16 protein-coding genes are annotated in these 16,660 nt (G+C 65.8%); 1 reads left to right on the plus strand and 15 read right to left on the minus strand.

Translation table 11 applies throughout. The features are described 5' to 3' along the window. Positions 1-67 precede the first annotated feature (67 nt). Positions 68-895 carry a TIGR03809 family protein gene (locus AB7532_RS11350; protein WP_441234877.1) on the plus strand — a complete coding sequence of 276 codons (828 nt, stop codon included), beginning with the start codon at positions 68-70 and terminating at the stop codon, positions 893-895. A 125-nt stretch (positions 896-1,020) separates the two neighbouring features. Here AB7532_RS11350 and AB7532_RS11355 read toward each other — a convergent pair whose 3' ends face one another. From AB7532_RS11355 to AB7532_RS11425, 15 genes are all read right to left on the minus strand, one after another. Then, entirely contained in the window at positions 1,021-2,391 is a 1,371-nt protein-coding gene (locus tag AB7532_RS11355) for a TIGR03808 family TAT-translocated repetitive protein (RefSeq protein ID WP_441234878.1), read from the minus strand. Between the two features lie 229 nt (positions 2,392-2,620). Continuing rightward, positions 2,621-3,277, minus strand: coding sequence for a pyroglutamyl-peptidase I family protein (locus AB7532_RS11360; protein WP_441234879.1), 657 nt, complete (start codon positions 3,275-3,277; stop codon positions 2,621-2,623). Next, positions 3,274-4,263: a methylmalonyl Co-A mutase-associated GTPase MeaB gene (gene meaB / locus AB7532_RS11365; RefSeq protein ID WP_441234880.1), complete on the minus strand. Its 990-nt coding sequence runs from the start codon at positions 4,261-4,263 to the stop codon at positions 3,274-3,276. The genes AB7532_RS11360 and meaB overlap by 4 nt, the downstream gene beginning before the upstream one ends. A gap of 51 nt (positions 4,264-4,314) precedes the next feature. Beyond that, complete coding sequence (locus tag AB7532_RS11370) at positions 4,315-5,826, minus strand: tripartite tricarboxylate transporter permease (protein ID WP_441234881.1); 1,512 nt, start codon at positions 5,824-5,826, stop codon at positions 4,315-4,317. Between the two features lie 3 nt (positions 5,827-5,829). Beyond that, positions 5,830-6,336: a tripartite tricarboxylate transporter TctB family protein gene (locus tag AB7532_RS11375; RefSeq protein WP_441234882.1), complete on the minus strand. Its 507-nt coding sequence runs from the start codon at positions 6,334-6,336 to the stop codon at positions 5,830-5,832. A gap of 182 nt (positions 6,337-6,518) precedes the next feature. After that, the gene (locus AB7532_RS11380; protein ID WP_441234883.1) at positions 6,519-7,511 is read right to left on the minus strand and encodes a tripartite tricarboxylate transporter substrate binding protein; all 993 of its coding nucleotides are present in this window, start codon (positions 7,509-7,511) and stop codon (positions 6,519-6,521) included. Positions 7,512-7,641: 130 nt separating this feature from the next. Then, complete coding sequence (locus tag AB7532_RS11385; RefSeq protein WP_441239243.1) at positions 7,642-8,397, minus strand: RsiV family protein; 756 nt, start codon at positions 8,395-8,397, stop codon at positions 7,642-7,644. A gap of 761 nt (positions 8,398-9,158) precedes the next feature. After that, the gene (gene scpA, locus AB7532_RS11390) at positions 9,159-11,315 is read right to left on the minus strand and encodes a methylmalonyl-CoA mutase (protein ID WP_441234884.1); all 2,157 of its coding nucleotides are present in this window, start codon (positions 11,313-11,315) and stop codon (positions 9,159-9,161) included. Then, the gene (locus AB7532_RS11395) at positions 11,312-11,785 is read right to left on the minus strand and encodes a hypothetical protein (RefSeq protein ID WP_441234885.1); all 474 of its coding nucleotides are present in this window, start codon (positions 11,783-11,785) and stop codon (positions 11,312-11,314) included. Before AB7532_RS11395 ends, scpA begins: the two co-directional genes overlap by 4 nt. Before the next feature lie 9 nt (positions 11,786-11,794). After that, complete coding sequence (locus AB7532_RS11400; RefSeq protein WP_441234886.1) at positions 11,795-12,259, minus strand: GFA family protein; 465 nt, start codon at positions 12,257-12,259, stop codon at positions 11,795-11,797. Further along, positions 12,256-14,127, minus strand: coding sequence for a methylmalonyl-CoA mutase family protein (locus AB7532_RS11405; RefSeq protein ID WP_441234887.1), 1,872 nt, complete (start codon positions 14,125-14,127; stop codon positions 12,256-12,258). The genes AB7532_RS11400 and AB7532_RS11405 overlap by 4 nt, the downstream gene beginning before the upstream one ends. A gap of 81 nt (positions 14,128-14,208) precedes the next feature. Further along, the gene (gene folK / locus AB7532_RS11410) at positions 14,209-14,700 is read right to left on the minus strand and encodes a 2-amino-4-hydroxy-6-hydroxymethyldihydropteridine diphosphokinase (protein ID WP_441234888.1); all 492 of its coding nucleotides are present in this window, start codon (positions 14,698-14,700) and stop codon (positions 14,209-14,211) included. Position 14,701: 1 nt separating this feature from the next. After that, positions 14,702-15,070 (minus strand): dihydroneopterin aldolase, encoded by a 369-nt coding sequence (gene folB / locus AB7532_RS11415; RefSeq protein WP_441234889.1) that lies wholly within the window; start codon positions 15,068-15,070, stop codon positions 14,702-14,704. Continuing rightward, complete coding sequence (gene folP, locus AB7532_RS11420) at positions 15,067-15,939, minus strand: dihydropteroate synthase (protein ID WP_441234890.1); 873 nt, start codon at positions 15,937-15,939, stop codon at positions 15,067-15,069. Before folP ends, folB begins: the two co-directional genes overlap by 4 nt. A gap of 289 nt (positions 15,940-16,228) precedes the next feature. Then, positions 16,229-16,636 (minus strand): DUF4332 domain-containing protein, encoded by a 408-nt coding sequence (locus AB7532_RS11425; RefSeq protein WP_441234891.1) that lies wholly within the window; start codon positions 16,634-16,636, stop codon positions 16,229-16,231. Between the last annotated feature and the right edge of the window lie 24 nt (positions 16,637-16,660).

The following is a 16,660-nucleotide window of genomic DNA, read 5'->3' on the forward strand; positions in this document are numbered from 1 at the left end:
ATGTCGCTTCTAAATTGATTCGTGTGCGTTGCGTCGCGTCCGTATTTTTCTCCCGACGGGCTGGTTCATGACACATCGCCAAGAGTCTGTTCGTGCCGTGGCCGCTGGCCGCGAGGTTGCCGCGCGCTGGTGCGCTCTCGCCGAGCAGCGGTTGGAGCATCTCTCCGAAATGTTCGAGACCGGACGTTGGCGGCGCTATCACTCCGAGATCGCATTCCTCGAAAACATCCAGGAAGCTAAGCGCGCCGTCCAGACCTGGCGCGCGCTGGCAACCGGTGGCGATGTCGCCGAAGCGGCCGCGAGCGTCTCGCCCGTATTCGGTTGGTCGCCGGCGACCATGCCCCGCGTGGCGCGTCAGGAGCAGCCGGCGCAAACCATGCAGCCGAAGGCCGTCCATATCACCCCCGAGACCGCCGTGCCGGTCAGGCTCGATCCCAAACCGGACGTTCTCGCCGAGATCACCGAAGCTCCGCTCGCGCCGCTGGCCGCGCCCGCGCCGCTGGCCGCGCCCGCGCCGCTGGCCGCGGTGGCATCGTTCACCGCGCCCGACGCGATGCCCGCGCTGAGGGCTCCCGCTGCCAAGGCGTCAGTTTCCGAGGCTCTCGCTCCGAAGGTTTTCGCTCCCAAGGCTCTCGCTCACAAGGCTCTCGCTCCCAACGCACCGCTGACCGCACCGGCCGTGAGGTCACCGCTCGCCGTGCCCGCCGCAATGGCACCGCTTGCTGCGCCTATGGTGAGGCCGCCGGTCGCCGCCCCCGCCGCAATGGCAACGCTCCTGCCGCAATTTGCTCCGCCAGCCGCCGAGATCGTCGCCGCCCCCGAGCGCGTCGTCGAATTCACTTTCAGCCTCGACGGCCTGGAAGCGAAGTACCCGCTGCTGCGGAACGCGTTCTAAGACGAACGATCAGAAGGGCTGCCGCGCCCTCTCTACAGCCCCGTCATCCTGAGGTGCGAGGCATGGGACGCAACGCGTCCCATGGGGAGCCTCGAGGGGTGCACGGCCAACTGCCAGCCGCGCAGCTACCGCCGCACCGCATTTCCGCCGATCACCACCTGGGCGAACTTCTGGGCGCCATCCGCCGACAGGTCCGACGTCACCGCGCGCGCGTGATCCAGGCCGACCACGGCGCCGCGCGGGGTTTCCGAGATCATGTTGTTGTTGACGAGCGCGGTGCCGGCACCCGGCACCACGGACACGCCGACACCGGCCAGCGCCTTGCGGATGACGTTGCCCGTGATCGCGACGTCGCGCAGATATTTGCCCCAGCCGGCGACGATGCCATAGGACGGCGCGTTCTCGACCACGTTGCCGGTCACTGATGAATCCGCCTCGATGTAGATGCCGACGCCGGCATCGTCGTCGGGCGCGGTGCCGATCGGCCGCTTCGGGATCAGATTGCGGATGATATTGCCTTGAACGACCGCAATACGTCCGCCCTCGTTGAAATTGCAGACGGAGACGCCGACCGCGGCGCCGTCCACGGTATTGTTGGCGATCACGGCGGCCTCGAACGCAAACTCGGAATACAGTGCGACCTCGCGGACGTCGCTGACGCTGTTGCCTGATATGTGGATGTTGGAGGCCGAGTTGCCGCGCACGGCCGAGTAATCGCAGTTCCTGATGCGGTTGCCGCGCACGATCACGTTGCCGGCGCGAAAGGCATTGATGGCATTGCCGTACTGGCCGGAGCCGCCAGGGCCGGCCTTGATGTCCTCGATGCGGTTGTCGGTAACAAGCGTACCGTCGTCGCCGATCGCGGTGCGCAGGATCTCGATGCCGTTGTCGTTGGTGCCGATGATGGTGTTGCGGGACACGCTGAGCCCCCTGGCGTCGAACGAGACCACCGCAGTGACAGCGATATTCGTGAAGATGTTGCCGGAGATGTCGCCGGCGACCTGCTCGAGCCAGATGCCGCTGCCGCCGGAACCGGTGATCTCGCAATCGGTGATGCGGACGTCGCGCCCGCCGAGGACATGGACCAGTCCGCGCCGCACCGGCAGCGGGATGCCGCCGCCGTCGAAGGTGATGCCGGTCAGGCCGATCGAGTTCGAGCCGTCGCTCTGGACCATCGCGGCGCCACCGGTGAAAACGAATTTCGTCGCGCCGCGCACCCCGATCAGTTGCGAACCGTTCGGCAACCGCAGCAGTCCGGTGCGATAGACACCCGGCGGCAGCGCCAGCGGCATTTGCATCCGCGCCGTCTCGTCGATGGCGCGCTGGAGCGCACGCGTCTGATCCTCGCTGCTGCCGGGCCGCACACCGTATTGCGTGGCATCGCGGCCGAGCAGCGTCGTCAGCGGCGCCGCGCGCGCGGCATCAGCCGGCATGGCGAGTGCGCCCGCGAGGCCTGCGGTGGAAGCTCCGATGAGATGTCGGCGATTGAGGTCCATGACGCGTCCTCCGGCGGACGCGGGGGTCCGCGGGCGTTAGGTAGCGCAGGGCGGCGGAGACCGTGGGGATTGTTCGCGGTAGGGTTAAATGTTTACCGCAAAGACGGTGCCGTAGGGTGGGTTAGCGACTTGTCCGCCGTAGCTCGAAGAGCGAAGGCGGAAGCGTGCCCACGATTTGACAGCAAATGGAACGAGATCGTGGGCACGGCGCTACGCGCCTTTGCCCACCCTACGAGACCGGTGTGTTCCGCCGCTTCCTCCCCAACCCCGCCATCTCCATCAGCATCGCTTCCCCCGCATCCACAAGTTCCTCCAGCGTGATCCGCGGCGCGCCCTTGCGTCGCACCGCGCCGCTGCGCGCGAGCAGCGGGATGTGGATGAATGCCGCCAGTTGCGGTCCGCCCGCCCTGACGTTCTCGATCGCGCGAAAGCTCAGATAGTTGCAGAGATAGGCGCCGGCGTCGCGCGAGGATCGCGCGTCGATGCCGGTGAGGCGTGCGGCGCGCAGCAGTCTTGCGGTATGCGGACCGAACATCATCGCGTCCGCGTTGCCGTCGATGCCGCGCTTGCTGGAGCGGGTGTTGGCGGCATCGGGCCAGAGCATGGTGACGGCGTTGCGCGCGCGGGTCTCGATGCGCAAATAGGAGGTGCGGGACGCGAGGCCGAACATCAGCAGCGCGTCCGGCTTCACCTTTGCCAGCACCTCCGGCAATTGCCGGTCGACTGCGGCATAGGTGACCGGGAAGATGTGGCTCGACAGCGCGACATCGTCGAGTGCGGGGCGGCGCAATTGCGCCAGTCGCGCCACCAGCCCCTGCGTCGGATTATGGGGTGCGCCGGGAAACGGCCCGAAGCCGGTGAGGAGAATGCGGAGCTTTTCGCTCATTGCAGCAACTCCAGAATCTTCTCGGCGGCAAGCGCCGGTGTGAGATGGCCGTCGGCCACGTCGGCTTCGATCTTCTTGACCTTGCTGCGCACCGACGCCTCGCTGCGCAGCCGCGCAAGCATCCGCTGCTCCAGCATCGACCACATCCACTTGACCTGCTGCTCGCGTCGCCGCGCGGCGAAATCGCCGGACGCGTTCATGGCCTTGCGGTGATCGAGCACCTTCTGCCACAGCTCGGCGATGCCGGTGCCGGCCAGTGCCGAATAGGTGACGACAGGCGGATGCCAGTGTTCGGATCGGGGCGTCAGGATATGCAGCGCGCCGCGATAGTCGGCGGCGGTGATGTTGGCGCGCTTGAGGTTGTCGCCGTCGGCCTTGTTGATGGCGATCATGTCGGCGAGCTCGACCAGGCCCTTCTTGATGCCCTGCAGCTCGTCGCCGCCGCCCGGCAGCATCAGCGCGAGGAAAAAATCGGTCATGTCGCAGACCGCCGTCTCGGACTGGCCGATGCCGACCGTCTCGACCAGCACGACGTCGAAGCCGGCCGCCTCGCATAGCAGCATCGCCTCGCGCGTTTTTGCAGCGACGCCGCCGAGCGTGCCGGAGGACGGCGAGGGGCGGATGAAGGCACCGTCGGATGCGGACAGCTGCGCCATCCGCGTCTTGTCGCCGAGGATCGAGCCGCCGCTGCGCGCCGAGGACGGGTCGACCGCGAGCACCGCGACCTTGTGGCCCTGTTCGATCAGATAGCTGCCGAGCACGTCGATGGTGGTGGATTTGCCGACGCCGGGCGAACCCGTGATGCCGACGCGAAACGCCTTGCCCGTATCAGGCAGCAGCATCTGCACCAGCTCGCGTGCCAGCGACTGGTGATCGCCGCGCCGGCTCTCCACCAGCGTGATCGCCCGGGCGAGAGCCGCGCGGCTGCCGGCGCGGAGCTCCCTGGCGAGGTTCTTGATGTCGAGCGAGGCCTTCTTCTCAGTCATGCCCTGCTTTACAACGCCCCGGCGGGGCAGGCGAGGGCCGCCCGCCGGATATCACCGGCCCGTTGCCACCGCCGTCTGCACAGGTTTCACCTTGCGCCAGACCCACACCATCACCGGCCACAGCAGCGCGCCGATCGCCATGGCGGCGAGGATGGCGGCGACGGGCCGCTCGAAGAACGGCAAAATGCTGCCGTCGGACTTGATCAGCGACGTCACGAAGGCCTGCTCGACCATGGTGCCCATGACGATGCCGAGCACCATCGCAGCGACGGGATAGCCGTTCGCCTCCATCACATAGCCGATGATGCCGAAGGCGGCGACGGTGACGACGCCGAACATGTTGTTGCCGATCGCGAACGAGCCGACCGCGCAGCACAGCATGATGATCGGCATGATCGCCGAGCGCGGCGCCAGCAGGATGTAGGCGGCAACCCGGATCATGGCGATGCCGAGCGGGATCATCATGATGTTCGCGATGATGAACATCAGATAGATCGCGTACATGCTCGACGCTTTCTCGGTGAACAGCGTCGGACCCGGGTTGAGGCCCTTCATGTAGAGCACGCCAATCGCGATCGCGGCGATGGTGTCGCCGGGAATGCCGAACAGCAGCGAGGGCACCCAGCCCGAGGCGATGCTGGCATTGTTGCTGGCGCCGGCCTCGACCAGGCCCTCGACATGGCCGGTGCCGAACTTCTCCGGCTCCTTGGAGAAGCGTTTCGACATCGCGTAGGAGACCCACGCGGCCATGTCGGCGCCGGCGCCGGGCAGCACGCCGATGATGATGCCGACGATGTTCCCGCGCGTCATCTGCCAGTGATACAGTTTTGTCAGCCGCCACTGGCCGGCCATGATGCTTCCGAATTTGCGCCGTGGCAGCGGTGGCGGCTCGGGCGTCAGCATCGCGCGCATCACCTGCGCCACGGCGAACACGCCGACCAGCGCCGGGATCGGCTCGATGCCGCCGAACAGGTCGGTGATCCCGAAGGTGAAGCGCGGCACGCCGCCGGGATTCTCGATGCCGATGCAGGAGACCAGCAGGCCGAGGAACATGCCGGCGATCGCCTTCACCGGCGAAGAGCGCGCCACCAAAGTGGCGCACATCAGGCCGAGCAGCGCCAGCCAGAAATATTCGTAAGTCGAGAACGACAGCGCGATCTCGGCGAGCGGCGGCGCCAGGATCATCAGCGACAGCACACCGGCGATGCCGCCGACGGCGGAGAACCAGACGCCGGCACCGAGTGCGAGCTCGGCCTGGCCCTTGCGCGTCATGGCATAGGCCTCGTCCGCATAGGCGGCCGACGCGGGCGTGCCGGGAATGCGCAGCAGCGCGCCGGGGATGTCGCCGGAGAAAATTGCCATCGAGGATGCCGCGACGATGGTCGCGATCGCCGCGATCGGCGAGAGGTAGAAGGTGACGGGCACCAGCAGCGCGGTCGCCATCGTCGCCGACAGGCCCGGCAGCGAGCCGATCACCAGCCCGTATACGGAGGCCGCGAACATCGCGATGATGACCTCCCATGTGGAGATCAGGGCAAACGCTTCAATGAGAGTCTTGAGCATGAATCACCAGGGCGTCGGCAAGAGGCCGGCGGGAAGCGGCACGCGCAGCAGCTTGCCGAAGATGAGGTGGATGGCGAAGGGCGAGAGTGCCGCGAGCGGCAGCGCCAGCTTCCACTTCGCCCCGAGCGCGGTCGAGGTGACGTAGACCATGATCGCGGCGGTGATGATGAAGCCGAGCCGGTCGGCGGCGGCCACGTAGAACAGCAGCAGCGCCGGCGGCAGCAAAGCACGCAGGCCGTAGAGCTTGCCATCGAGCTTGCCTTGCGGCGGCGGTGCGACGGCCGCCTGGCCGTCTTCGAGCGGGACCAGCTCTTCCGCCTCCTCGAAGGAATGGCCGATGCCGAACACGATCGCAAGCCCGCACAGCGCCAGCCCGACGCCGATCACGAGCGGAAACACGTTGGGGCCGACCGGCTGTCCCGGCACCGGCGGCAGGATGTAACCGCCATAGGCGGCGGCCGCGCCGAGAACGACGAGAAACGATCCCGTGACGGAGTCGGGAAGACGCATGACGAGGGGTCCTGTCAGAATTCCGGGAGGTGCGCTCCCTCGCCCCGCGTACGGGGAGAGTGTGGGGTGAGGGAGGCTCTCCGCGAGGACGGTGAAAGTTGCATTCGCGGAGACTCCCCCTCACCCGGATCGCATCTGCGATGCGATCCGACCTCTCCCCGCAGGCGGGGAGAGGTGAACAATCACGCCTTGCTCAGGCCCGCTGCCTTCATTGCGGTGCCCATCTGGGCGTCGCCCTTGTCCATGAAGCCAGCGAATTCGCCGGCATCGCCCCACACCGTGCCGAAGCCGCGATTGCTCATGAAGTCCTTGAACTCGGCGGAGTCGTAGACCTTCTTCAGCGCCGCGGTGAGCTTCGTGGCGACCTCCGGCGGCAGGTTCTTCGGCGCGCCGATGCCGCGCCAGGCGCCGGTCGCATAGTCGATGCCCATCGCCTCCTTCAGCGTCGGCACGTCCTTGAAGATCGGGTTGCGTGCGGGTGCCATGATGGCGAGGCTCCTGGCCTTGCCGGCCTCGATGATGGCGCGTGCCTCCGGCACCGAGCACGTCGTGAGATCGAGGCCGCCGGCGGCGAGGTCCTGCATCGCAGGCGCCGCGCCGTTCGACGGCACCCAGGCGACCTGGTTGGCGGGCAGGCCCATCGCCTGCATCCAGCCCACCAGCGCGAGGTGCCAGATGCCGCCCTGGCCGGTGCCCGAAGCCTTGAACTTGCCGGGAGGCGCCGCCTTGATGGCATCGGCGAGCTCCTTCACCGTCTTGTAGGGCGAGGACGATGAGACCTGGATGCCCGGCGGATCCTCGTTCATCAGCGCCAGCGGCGTGTAGCTCTTCGGCGTCAGCTCGGTGAGGCCCTGCCAGTGCATCATCGAGATTTCGACCGTGAGCATGCCGATGGTGTAGCCGTCCGGCTGCGCGGTCGCGATCGCGCTATGGCCGACCACGCCGGAGCCGCCGGTGCGGTTGACCACGTTGAACGGCTGGCCGAGATCTTTTTCCAGAAGGGCTGCGACAATGCGCGCAGTCGCGTCAGTGCCGCCACCCGCGCCCCAGGGCACGATCACGGTGACGGGGCGGGCCGGATAGGCCTGCGCGCGTGCAGGCGTGAGGCCGAATGCGGCGGATGCTGCAACGGCAGCGGACGAAGCCGCAAAGCTGCGGCGCGTAATCTTGGACATCAATGCCTCCCAGCGGCGCCCGTGACACCGGGCGCTCTTGTCAATGAAGGCATTCTAGTCGGCTTTTCGGCGCGGCCGCAAGGTAGCGCTACCAGCGCACTGTGAGCACGTTGCGCTGCTCAAGCGTTGATCACGGCTCTTCCGCGTAGCCCTTCGGCCGTGCGCCGCCGAAAATGCGCAAGCCTTCCGCCGTGAGATACGGCTTCAGTGTCTCCCACGGGACGTATGCGACATATTCGCCCTCGGCGTAGGGGCCGACGGCGTAAGGCGGGTAGTGGAAGGTAAGGCCGGAGCTCTTGCCTGCCTCGGTTGAGGGCGCGAGCGTCACCGCGCCGACCTTGAGCAGGTTCGGTGCGAGCTCCTTGAACCATTCGTCCGTCGCGGTCTCGCTGGTGCCGCGCTTCTTCTTTTCGGCCTTGAGCGAGACGATCACGGCCTTCACCATCGCCTTCATGGTCAAGCCGCCATCGGCGGTCTCGGTGAAGAACGGGCGGATCGAGATGCGCTTGCCGTCAGTCTTGTCCCAAAGGATCGTGTTCACGTCCGAATTGGGATGCGCACCGTGGGTGTCCATGTAGTCGTTGCGGAGCACGCTGACATAACGATCGGCAACGACGGAGCGGATCGCATATTTGCGCTCAAAGTCCCAGCCGCCGTCCCGGAAGAACTGTGGGTCCGCCTTGCGCGAGGCGGCAGCTTCCGCTGCGTTCTTGTCCAGCCACCTCTTGCCTTCGGCCAGGCAGTCCGCCGCCAGCGCCGCATCGGCCTTGATCTTGTCGTCGAGGAAGATTCGGGCGTCGATGTTCTTGTTCTTGACGGCGGCGTCGGGCTTGGGATCGGCTGGAGGCGTTGCTGCGGCTTTCGTGTTCGCGGCAAGTTCGCGCATCTCGGGTCGCAGCAGCGGCGCGACGTCCTCGGCGCCGAGCGACCATTTGTAGAGTTGAAAGTGGGTGCCTGCCTCTCGCCGCCGCGAGATATAGAGATCGAGCGATCGCACCTTGCCGTCGCCGTCCGTGCTGAAACCGAGGTAGGTGCTGCCTGCAAAAGACTTGATGTTGGAGCCGGGTCCGTCGCCGAAATCGTAGCTGGCGAGAACATCAGACACGGGCAGGCAGTCCTCTGAATCTCGCGTTTGAGCACAGTTGATGGCACGAGGCCCGATCGCGATATTCTGATCCCTGTCCGCCAGCCTCGCAAGCCAGGGACCTCTGCCGGTCAGATCGAGAACGTCGTTGGGCTTGAGCAGCTTGCGGTCCGCCAAACGATAGAGCGAGATCACCTCATTCGAAGAGCAGTTGAACACGCACTGCGCACCGCTCTCGAGGACAGCTGCGTAGCGGCCGGTGTCTCCGAGCAGCTCCAATTTCTCCTCGAAGTCGGAACGAGGAGATGACGTCGTATTCTCCTTGCGTGCCTCTTCGATTGTGTCCCTGGCCCACTCGTCCGAAGATCGCACCTCATTTTGCGCGTTATCGAGCCTCGTCTTTAGCAGAGGCGCAAATCGCGCATCGCCGGCGATCCTGGAATCAACGAAGAGCCGATGCTCTGAATATTGTCCCTTTACGGATTGCCACAGCGGCACCTCGGCGAGGGTGGGCGACGGCAGGAAAGCGAGCGCTGCGATGGCGGCGATGCGGAGCACGATGCTCACTCCGCGGCCTCGCTATGCCCCAATCGGGCATTCAGCTTGCGAATCAGCTCCTCGGCCGCTTCCGCGATCACGGTGCCGGGCGGGAAGATCGCCTCCGCGCCGGCAGCATAGAGCGCGTCGTAATCCTGCGGCGGCACCACGCCGCCGATGATGATCATGATGTCGTCGCGGCCTTGCTTTTTCAGCGCGGCTTTTAGCTCCGGCACCGCGGTGAGATGGGCGGCGGCGAGCGAGGAGACGCCGAGGATGTGCACGTCGTTCTCGACGGCTTGGCGGGCGGCTTCATCGGCCGTCGCAAACAGCGGCCCGATGTCGACGTCGAAGCCGATATCGGCGAACGCAGACGCGATCACCTTCTGGCCGCGGTCGTGGCCGTCCTGGCCGATCTTGGCGACCAGGATACGCGGGCGGCGGCCTTCCGCTTCCTCGAAGGCGTCGATCAGCGCCTGCACCTTCTCGACCTGGTTGCCCATGCTGGACGCCTCCCGCTTGTAGACGCCGGTGATGGATTTGATCTCGGCGCGGTGGCGGCCGAACACCTTCTCCATCGCGTCCGAAATTTCGCCGACGGTCGCCTTTGCGCGCGCAGCATCAATGGCGAGCGCGAGCAGATTGCCGTTGCCTTCACCGGCCGAGCGCGTCAGCGCGGCGAGCGCGGCTTCGACGTCCTTCTGGCTGCGCTCGGATTTCAGCCGCGTCAGCTTGTCGATCTGCAAGCGCCGGACATTGGAGTTGTCGACCTTGAGGATGTCGATCGCGGCCTCGTCGGTTGGCTTGTACTTGTTGACGCCGATCACGGCCTGCCTGCCGGCATCAATGCGCGCCTGCGTCTTGGCCGAAGCCTCCTCGATGCGCAGCTTGGGCACGCCGGCCTCGATCGCCTTGGCCATGCCGCCGAGCTCCTCGACCTCCTGGATATGGCTCCAGGCTTTCGCGGCGAGGTCGCGCGTGAGTCGTTCGACGTAATACGAACCGCCCCAGGGATCGATGATGCGGGTGGTGCCGCTTTCCTGCTGCAGGAACAGCTGGGTGTTGCGGGCGATGCGCGCCGAGAAATCGGTCGGCAGCGCCAGCGCCTCGTCGAGCGCGTTGGTGTGCAGCGATTGGGTGTGGCCTTGCGTCGCCGCCATCGCCTCGACCGTCGTGCGCATCACGTTGTTGAAGACGTCCTGTGCGGTCAGCGACCAGCCGGAGGTCTGGGAATGCGTGCGCAGCGACAGGGAGCGCGGGTCCTTCGGGTTGAAGGGTTTCAGCAGCTTCGCCCAGAGCAGGCGCGCGGCGCGCAGCTTGGCGACCTCCATGAAGAAGTTCATGCCGATCGCCCAGAAGAACGACAGGCGCGGCGCGAAGCGGTCGACGTCGAGGCCTGCGGCAAGGCCGGCACGCAGATATTCGACGCCGTCGGCGAGCGTATAGGCGAGCTCGAGATCCTGCGTCGCGCCGGCCTCCTGCATGTGGTAGCCGGAGATCGAGATCGAGTTGTATTTCGGCATCTTCGTGGAGGTGTAGGCAAAGATGTCCGAGATGATCCGCATCGAGGGCGCCGGCGGATAGATGTAGGTGTTGCGCACCATGAACTCTTTCAGAATGTCGTTCTGAATGGTGCCCGACAGCTTCTCCGGCGCAACGCCCTGTTCGCCGGCAGCCGCAACATAGAGCGCGAGGATCGGCAGCACCGCGCCGTTCATGGTCATGGACACGCTCATCTGATCGAGCGGGATGCCTGCAAACAGCGTGCGCATGTCGTAGATGGAATCGATGGCCACGCCGGCCATGCCGACATCGCCGCCGACGCGCGGATGGTCTGAGTCATAGCCGCGATGGGTGGCGAGATCGAAGGCGACCGACAGGCCCTTCTGTCCTGCGGCGAGGTTGCGGCGATAGAACGCGTTGGAATCCTCCGCCGTGGAGAAGCCGGCATATTGCCGGACGGTCCAGGGCTGGTTGACATACATGGTCGGGTAGGGGCCGCGCACGAACGGCGCGATACCCGGATAGGTCTCGAGGAAATCGAGCCCGGCGAGATCGGCCTCGCCATAAGCGGGCTTCACCAGAATGCCCTCGGGCGTCAGCCACGGCTCGGCGCTGCCTGACGGCGCGGTGGTGGCAGCGCGTGCGAAGGCGATATTTGCGAAGTCAGGTATGCGGCTCATGCGTGTAATCCTCGCCCGAAGAACGCTCCGGCGACCAGTCCAGATATCATGCCGACAGCAGAAAAGACCTGCCAGGAATGCTGTGCATTGGGCAATACGCCCAGTGCAATCCAGGCACATATGATCAGGCCGCCCCCGACAAGGCCGATCAACGGAAATGCGAGCTGAGCCAGCATCGGTCGGCTGCGCACGAACGGGTAAGCCAGAAGGAACAGCCCAAACGTAACAGGTGCGGCCAGCATCGCCGCCAGCACGAGGGCGATCAACAGGATCGGGAAGATGATGATGGCGATCAGCGAAAACGGAAAGCTCACGATGACGCCGAAAAGCGTCCCGGTCAGCGCGGCGATGATCGTCGCCATCGCGCATAGGCCCATCATCCCGTAAGTCTCTGTCGCGCCCATGCGCTCCGCAATCTCGACATCGTCGAGCTTGGCAAGGTCACCGCGCAGATTGATGCCGAGCCGCATGGACCTACCTCAATCATGATCCGGATGCTGATGGCTGACGATGGTTGCCATCTTCTCCGGTCCGTAATTCTGCTGCGTGGTTTGGCTCGGCAGGTTGGAGATGCCGACCACCCAACCGAGGCGCGACTCCGTTCCGTATTGCCGGGTCGGCACCAGCCGGTCCGGCCGGTCAAAGGAGCCGGTCATGATCTCGATCCGCTCGCCGTCGATGCGGCCGAAACTGAGCGGCGTGCCGCAGGCGGCGCAGTAGCCGCGGTCGGCGATCGAGGAGGAGCGGAACAACGCCGGCTCGCCTTTGGTCCAGGCAAAATCGGTCCGGTTGATGTCGGCAAACGAAGCGAACGGCGCGCCGCTGGCCTTCTGGCACATCCGGCAGTGGCAGATCGAAACCCGGTTCGGCGCGGCGGAGAGCGCAAAGCGCACCGCGCCGCATTGGCAGCCGCCGGTGAGAACGGGTTTGCTGGTCTCGGTCATGCCTGCTCCATCCGAAGGTATGCGTCTTGCAGAATGGCAAGCGCATCGCCGCCGGCGAAAACAAAACCCGTGACGCCGGCTGCACGGAGGGCCGCCTCGGCCTCGGCCGGGCGTCCCGCCAGATAGATATGTCGCGCGCCCGCGCTTTGCAGGGCCTTCGCCGAAGCTTCGGCGTGTTCCGCATAGACCTTGTCACTGGAACAGACGCAAGCCAACTCCGCGCCGGAGGCTTTGAACGCGGCAGCCAGCTTGGCCGGATCGGCAAAGCCCTCGCTGTCGATTGCCTCGATGCCGCCGGCCTCGAAGAAGCTCTTCGCGAAGGTCGCGCGCGCCGTGAAATCGGCCGGCGTGCCGAGATTGGCCAGAAACACTTTTGGCCGCGCGCCGCGCGCCTTCAGCGCCGCATCGGATTTGTCGCGGAGTGCCTCGAACGGCGCTGCCAGCCGGATCGGCGGCAGCGCGTCGAACTTGTACTTCTGCTCGCCATAGGGCGCGAGCGCGACCGGCGTTGCCTTCAGGACCGCCGTCTCGCGTTCATGCAGGTTCGGAAACTCGCTGGCGCCGGTCAGCACGTCGCGGCGCTTTGCGATATTGGCGTCGCGCGCCTTTCGCGCCGTCGCGACCTTGCTCTGGAACACATCCTGCTGAAGCGCGGCGAAGGCGCCGCCGGCTTTTTCGCTTTCCTGGAACAAGACCCAGGCCGCGTCGCAGAGTTGCGCTGTCAGCGTCTCGATGCCACCTGCGCCTGCGGCGGGATCGCTGACCTTGGCGAGGTTGCTTTCTTCCAGCAACAGGGTTTGCGTGTTGCGCGCCACGCGCCGCGCGAACGGATCGGGCAGGCCGAGCGCCAGCGTATGCGGCAGCACGGTGATCGCATTGGCGCCGGCAAGCCCCGCCGCGAAAGTCGCGATGGTTGCGCGCAGCATGTTCACGTAAGGGTCGCGCTGCGTCAGCATGCGCCACGCCGTATCGGCTGCGATGAAGAGGGGCTTTGGCGTTAGCCCGCATGCTGTTTCGATGCGCGCCCATAGCAGCCGCAGCGCGCGAAATTTGGCCATGGTCAGGAACTGGTCGGCATCGGCGGAAAGCCGCGCATAGATCATGCCCTGTGCCTGCTCCAGCGGAACGCCGGCACTTTCGATCGCACGCAGATAGGCCACGCCGCAGGCGAGCACGAAGGCAAGCTCCTGCACCTCCGAGCCGCCGGCATCGTGGATCACGCGTCCGTCGGCGGACGCGAACGGTCCCTTGAAGCCGAGTGCGGCGAGACCCTTGATCGCGCCGGTGACGGCTGGGACGATCTCCTCCCAGGTATAAGGGCTGTGACCCCACACGGCGCCAGCTGCGAGCGGATCGAGGCCGAAGCGGACGTTGCAGGCGGCGGGATCGAGGCCGTTGCTCTTCACATATTCCGCGACATGGATCGCGGCCATCCGCGATTGCGGTCCGATCTCGAGCTCGATGCCGATGCCGGCGTCGAGATGAATGTCCTTCAACAGCTTTGCGACGGCATCGGCCGAAGGTTCCAGGCCGAAACCGTGCGCGCCGTTGGCGCCGGCAAACACCAGCGCGAGCCCCGTTGCGCCGTTCTCCAGATCGGTCAGTGCCTGCGCATTCGCCATGGCCGCATCGGGATGGTCGATCCGCTGCATGATCTGCCACGGCGCGGCGGCCGGCCGTCCGACCACGGCCGCAACGCCGCTGGCGCGCGGATAGAGCGGGTCGATTTTGATGCCGTCATAGGTCTTGCCGACCAGCTTCTCGAACGGCGCGCCCTTCAGCACGCCGTCGACCAGCTTGCGCCAGTCGTCGACGGTCGCCTTGGGAAAATCGGCCGCCAGCTTCAGGTCGTCAGTCACGGAGGTCATACGGCCAAGGGCTCCCAAACGGCTTGTTGTTCGCAGGCGAAATTGCCACGGCGGACCGCCCCTGCAAACGGTTGTTTTTGGTTAACCGGTATCCGGAAGCCGCTCAATGCCTTGCGTCGAGACGCTGGCAAGCCCGTCGCGCACACGAATGCCTGAGATCACGCGGTCGGGCGCGATCTCGGTGAGCGGCACCAGCACGAAAGCGCGCTCGAACAGGCGCGGATGCGGCAGGGTCAGATCCGGCTTCTGAAAGCTGACATCGTCATAGGCGATCATGTCGAGATCGAGCGTGCGCGGGCCCCATTGCCGGTCCTTGTCCCGCGTGCGGCCGAATTTCTGCTCGACCTTCTGCATCACAAACAGCAGCGCGTGCGGATCGAGGTCGGTCTCGATCTCGACGCAGGCATTGATGAAAGGACTTTGGTCTTCGTCGCCCCAGGGCGGAGTGCTGTAGTCCGAGGAGCGCGCGATCACGGCGGCTTGCGCCATGCCGCAGATGTGGGCGATCGCCTTGCGGAATGTCGTTCGGACATCGCCGACATTGCCGCCGAGTGCGATCAGGACGCTCGCCATGTCAAGGGTGCCGTGAGCGCGTCAGCATGATGCCGACGTCGTCGAAGATCGCGGCGATCGGCGCATGCGGCTTGTGCACGGTGATTTTTACCGCACGGATGCGCGGGAAATGCGACAGGATGGCGTCCGCAACCGCGCCCGCCGCGCGCTCCAGCAGCTTGTAATTGGTGTTCTTGAACGCCGCCGTCGTGGTCGCCACGACGTCGGCATAGGACACCGTATCGGACAACCGGTCGCTGCGCGAAGGCTCCGACAAATCGGTATAGAGTTCGAGGTCGATGACGAAGCGCTGGCCGACTTCGGTCTCGTGCTCCATCACGCCGTGGCGGGCGTGGATCGACAGGCCGGTGACGAAGATCGTATCGGTCATGGCTTGCTCTCTGGCTTGCTCTCGATTGCGTTCGCGACCCGCAGGGCCTGCAAGGTCTCGGCGACGTCATGGGTGCGGATGATCCTGGCGCCGCGCTGCGCGGCGATCAGATGCGCGGCGATCGAGCCGGCGAGCCGCTCTTTCGGCTCCGACGGCGACACCGAGGCGATGAAGCGTTTTCGCGAGGCACCCACGAGGATCGGCAGACCGAACATGTCGAGCTCGCGCAGCCGCGCCAGTGCGATCATGCTCTGCTCGGCCGTCTTGCCGAACCCGATACCGGGATCGAGCACGATTTTTTCGCGCGCGATGCCGGCTTTGGCGGCGATATCCAGCGAGCGCAGGAAGAACGCCTTCATGTCGGCGACGATGTCGATGGCAGGGTCGACGCTGTCGCGGTTGTGCATGACGATGACGGGGACGCCTTTCGCGGCCACCATCGGCGCCATGGCTGTGTCGCGTTGCAAACCCCAGACGTCGTTGGCGATGGCCGCGCCCTGGTCGAGCGCGAAAGCCACGACGTCGGCCTTCATGCTGTCGATCGAGACGGGAACGCCGAGCGCGACGACGCCTGCCAGCACCGGTTTCAGCCGCGCCAGTTCGTCCGCCGCCGTGACCGCCTTGGCGCCGGTGTAGGGGCGGGTGGATTCGGCGCCGATATCGATGATGTCGACGCCATCAGCGATCATCGCCCGCGCCCGTTCGAGCGCCAGCCCGGGCGAGATGAACTCGCCGCCGTCCGAGAACGAGTCCGGGGTGACGTTGAGCACGCCCATCACCGCCGGGAGAGGACGTTCCAGCAGCGTCCGCAGCGCATCTGGCCCGGCCGAGCCGGCCGGCGGGACGGATGGAGAGGGCGAGGCATTCATGCGGCTCGCTTTAGCGGTCGGGGAGGGGGGATTCAAGGCCAACACTCTCGCTGTCATTGCCCGCCTTGTGCGCACTTGCGCACTGGAGCGGGGTATGACGACGGAGTTTGGGGATGCGCTGCTCTCTCACCGTCACCCTGAGGTGGCCGCTTCTTCGGCGGCCCTCGAAGGGCGACGGCCCGGCTCTTTCCGCGCGGATGTAGCGATGGCCGCTCATCCTTCGAGGCTCGCCACGGGACGCGTTGCGTCCCGTGCCTCGCACCTCAGGATGACGGGGTGAGAGCAACCATCAATACGTGATCTTCGGCGCGAGCTTCTTCGCCTTGGCGATGATGTCGCCGACCGACTTTTCCGACGGCAGGATGCGGAGCAGCTTCTTCTTCTCGTTGGCTTCCCGCATGCTCTGGGCCAGCCTTGCCGGATTCCGATAGGACAGCTCGCGCACGGTGGTGACGCCGGCGGCGCGGACGAGGCCGACCTTGGCGCGGCCCATGCCGGGGATGCGCATGTAGTCCGAGACGTTGGCCCATTCGAGCAATTGCTGCTCGCTGATGCCGGTCCTGGCGGAAAGCGCCTTGCGGCCCTTCACGGTCGAGGCCGCCTCGAGCAGCGCGTCGGTCGTGCGGATTCCTTGCGCCTTCAACTTGTTGGCGGCAAAGGCCGGCAGGCCCTCAATCTCGGAGATCGGATATGTCATGATACTCGATATGAAATACGTCGC

The sequence above is a fragment of the Bradyrhizobium sp. 930_D9_N1_4 genome (genome assembly GCF_052076015.1).
In the GTDB taxonomy this organism is placed as follows: Bacteria; Pseudomonadota; Alphaproteobacteria; order Rhizobiales; family Xanthobacteraceae; genus Bradyrhizobium.